4 protein-coding genes are annotated in these 3,727 nt (G+C 37.1%); all 4 read right to left on the minus strand.

Features of this window, described 5'->3' with window-relative positions; translation table 11 throughout:
* Positions 1–29: 29 nt before the first annotated feature.
* Complete coding sequence (locus tag OZD63_RS01155) at positions 30–749, minus strand: hypothetical protein (RefSeq protein WP_275007886.1); 720 nt, start codon at positions 747–749, stop codon at positions 30–32.
* Positions 734–2,119: a hypothetical protein gene (locus OZD63_RS01160; RefSeq protein ID WP_275007887.1), complete on the minus strand. Its 1,386-nt coding sequence runs from the start codon at positions 2,117–2,119 to the stop codon at positions 734–736. Before OZD63_RS01160 ends, OZD63_RS01155 begins: the two co-directional genes overlap by 16 nt.
* A gap of 32 nt (positions 2,120–2,151) precedes the next feature.
* Positions 2,152–2,340: a hypothetical protein gene (locus OZD63_RS01165; RefSeq protein WP_274979868.1), complete on the minus strand. Its 189-nt coding sequence runs from the start codon at positions 2,338–2,340 to the stop codon at positions 2,152–2,154.
* 272 nt (positions 2,341–2,612) lie between these two features.
* The coding region (locus OZD63_RS01170; protein WP_275007889.1) for a hypothetical protein at positions 2,613–3,727 on the minus strand (1,115 nt) is incomplete at its 5' end.

Here is a 3,727-nt window from a genome sequence, read left to right on the forward strand (position 1 = left end):
GATATACCTCTTTCTTAACTATGCTTATTTTACCTCATATTTTCGAGATCCTTAACAGGTTCTAAGACGCTTTCATCGGGATAACAGGTTTTAATTGCTTTTTCAGGGGATAACCCATGTTCTTGCACCTGAAAACTTACCCTTTCGTCCTTTTCAGATTTCACTGCCTTTTCGACGATGTTAATGTCGATATCTTTTACTTCTACTTTTCCCTCACGCTTCCGATTAAAAAGTTCTTTTAAGTTAAGTAAGGCACCACGACTTATATTAGCAACAACTGTTGTTTCTTGGTTTTTCTCACAATTAGAAAGAAATTGAAATGGAAACTCATTGAGATCATAGGCTTCTTCCTTATTGACACGATACTCTTCTTTCGTTTTACCTATTATCTCCTGTAAATATTCTTTTACATCAACACCATCATCAATTAAACTAGCAATCTTCTCATTTTCTGCAATAAAGTTAGTATGAGGAGGATCCAAAGCATAATTATTTAAGTTAAACCAATAAAGCAATTCTTTAAACAACTTTTCTTCTTCCTTTTCCTTAGTAACTTGCTGTTTTTCAGGTTCCTCATTAGAAACCTCAGGATTTAAGAATGTTGAATCATTCCATGCTATAGGAGAAGGAATCGATGATGATCTTTTCTGATCCGGAATATTATCCTCTGTTAGCATACCTTCACCAGCACCTAAAGATAGCTGTGATTGATCACCAGTGGATTGACTTGAATCTATTTTCCCCGGCACCAACTGAAACAGCCCCCCCCTTTTCCTCCCTCTCTTTCCGACCATTGCCTGGGAGGCCCCTCTAATGCTCCATCCTGACTCCGCGTGGGCAACCTCTGTGTCTGTACCTGCTCAACCGATGATCTTGGATCACCACTTGGAGAACGTGCAGCAGAATCCTTAAGTTGTGGAGGTGACTCACCAATACCACTATCTCTGTCTTCTTGCCTTTGTTTGGGCGGTGTTCTTAGTCCACTCGGTCCTGCATGTGTAGGAGAATTGAGTGGCGACTGTGCAGGCGACAATGCTTGAAAACGAAGCCCAGGATCAATGGACAATTCATGGTCTTTGTTGATTACAGACTCTTGTATTACCTTACTCATTATACAGCGTGAGGTTTCCTTATCATAAAAATTTATGCCATATATCCCTTTCACACAATCTTCTCCTAACAATTCCACTAACTGTTTCTCAGTGATACACCCATCAATATTATGCAATACAGAATAACCAAATACTTTATCGATATTTTTTGCCTCTTTTTGAGTTAGAAATCTAAAGCTCCCGTCAGCACTTGGCACAATAGGTATAAAAACTGAATTTTCTTTACTATCTAAATAAGATGCACAAAAGGTATGGTAAAATTGAATACTTGATTTAGCATTGATTAGACTAACTATTCTGTGCTTCATTGATTCAACATACTTATTCTCACTGCTAGGAACTTGGAGGTAACGCCCCTCAAGCCAAAAACTACGCTCTATCATTCTATCAATAAGTGGAATATTATTTTTGAATACATCCTTAATATATACATAATCACCTTCAACGTCAAAGAGTTCAGAAGAAACATTATTATAGCTTGTAATATCTGACTGAAATAACTCTACAAACTTATCCCTTACTTCTTTATCCTCACAGTACATGCAATATAGATAATACTTGTGGTCAAATTCCGCATATCCAAATGAATTATCTATATATTCTACTCCAAAAATCTCTCCAAGTTTTTTTCCAATGTCTTTTGCAAATGAAAACATTAAGTAGCATTTTAAGTTAAGAATTGTACCTTCACTTACTGGAACTACATATTTTATACCTTCCTTGCTAGGCTGCAATTTTCCTTCTGTTAAATTAAATGGAAAAGATCTCATATCAAAAGCTATACCTGCATCATCTTCAGTTATAAAAAACCTTTTTATTAATTTTTCCTTAAGGCTTTTCATATAACTCATGCCCCGTTTATAATCCATGTCTTTATCAAATTTAATGACAATACAATCCTCCGATGTACCTCCTTCTAAAGTTAAATTAGTATTAACAGCATTATAAAAAAGATTATCAGCGTTAAATGCTGTAATCAATTTCTCAGTCATTCCATTTTCAGGCATAACACCCCTCCTATTTAAATCAGCATAGACTTTTAACTTTTACTACTACCTTGACCACTAGATTGATTTTGCTTCTTTCTCTCTTCTTCCTTCTGTTTCCAGAATTTACTAAAATCATCAATCCTTTTTGGGTCCATTTTGCTTAAGTCAGCTTTTCCCCCTCCTGGTTTAGTATCATCACCATATTTTGGTTTAACGTAATCATCAACATATCTTGGCATGTTACCCTCCAGTAAAAATATTATGCAACCAGTCTACTAAAAATAAAATTAAGTGCAAGCACTTTTTTATATTTTTTTTCAAAAATTTTTATTCACTCTTTTTCACAAAATTCAGTTTTCTAGATTCCAGCGTCACGCGCTGGAATGACACCTGTATTTCTCTTTGCCATCAATCCCTACTCTTTAATGTCATACCAGTACCTCTTTTTCTTGTCATCCCAGTGCCCAGACACTGGGATCCAGTCTTTTTTGTCATCTGAAGCTAACACTAGCTATCCCCTCGATGGTGCTTTTTCTGGTGCCTTTCCTATTGAATCCACATGATTATTAACTTTTACACCATCAATCAATCTTTTTGGTGGTTGAGCATCACTCGCAGGATTATGATGAGGTTTGTGCTCAGCACTAGCATTAGCTTGCATATTACAATTACCCAACTTTGCTTTTTCCTCTCCTGTCACATTATCAGAGTTGAAACCTGCTTTCTTCATTATCGCTCTTGGCTTCTTTGCTTCAGGCATCTTCTCCGCAGATTTCGGTAGACACACCTCTTCCTTCGGTTCCTCAGGTTTTGCTTTTTTCTCTTCTTCCATTTTTGGTTTTGTTTCCTCGCGGTTCTCATTGTTTATGACCTCCTTAAATATAGAAGGCATTATAGGCTTTGGTAAAAGATCAAGCTCTGGTTTGCTCAGAGGGACTGGCCTTACAAATTCGGGTGAAACTTCAAAAAGGGAAACTGGCACTTTAGGTTCTTCTCTTTCATCTACCTTGATTTCTACGTCTTTATGAACTTCTTTAATTGCTTCTAATGATGTTTTTTCTGCTTTTTTGTCTTCTTCTTCTGTAGATGCCTCTACCGCAGCCGCCAACTCAACTCCAAACATCTCTGCGAACATTGTAACAATCCATCCGACAACGGCCATTTGTAACCTGAGTTTCAGATCTTGCAATGCAGTTAATCTTTCTAACGCCCTTGCAAACTCTTCTTCTGATAACTCACCTCTGCCTAATTTCTCCTGCAATTCTTTTATCTCTTTGTCCAACCTCTGATTGAAACTTAAATCGCGTGCAAAAATCTTCTTGATTAACTCCTTAAGCTTATCACGCAAAAACTTCATTATCGCAGCAATCAGGTTTTTTTCTTTCTTCTCCTTGAGCATTTGGTAGATTTTCGGATCATCTACATCTACTTCAAAAAGGGTAAAGAGAGATTCAAAGAAATTCCAGAAATCTCCGAGTACTCTTCCTTTTTCACAAGTGAAGTAATCCTCATCATCACCTTCTCCGATATGTAGCTCTGCTTGAGATGATATTTCATCGATACAACTAGAAGCCTGACGCTCACACTCGAGCCTCCTGAGCAAATCTTGTCTGGTGAGCTCCTCTA

It is taken from the genome of Wolbachia endosymbiont of Drosophila leontia (assembly GCF_028981785.1).
Classification (GTDB): Bacteria; Pseudomonadota; Alphaproteobacteria; order Rickettsiales; family Anaplasmataceae; genus Wolbachia; species Wolbachia pipientis.

What these genes read in the sequence shown, in the direction of transcription:
- OZD63_RS01160 (WP_275007887.1), bottom strand. Translation starts at nt 2,119, where the DNA reads ATGCCTGAAAATGGAATGACTGAGAAATTGATTACAGCATTTAACGCT.
- OZD63_RS01165 (WP_274979868.1), bottom strand. Translation starts at nt 2,340, where the DNA reads ATGCCAAGATATGTTGATGATTACGTTAAACCAAAATATGGTGATGAT.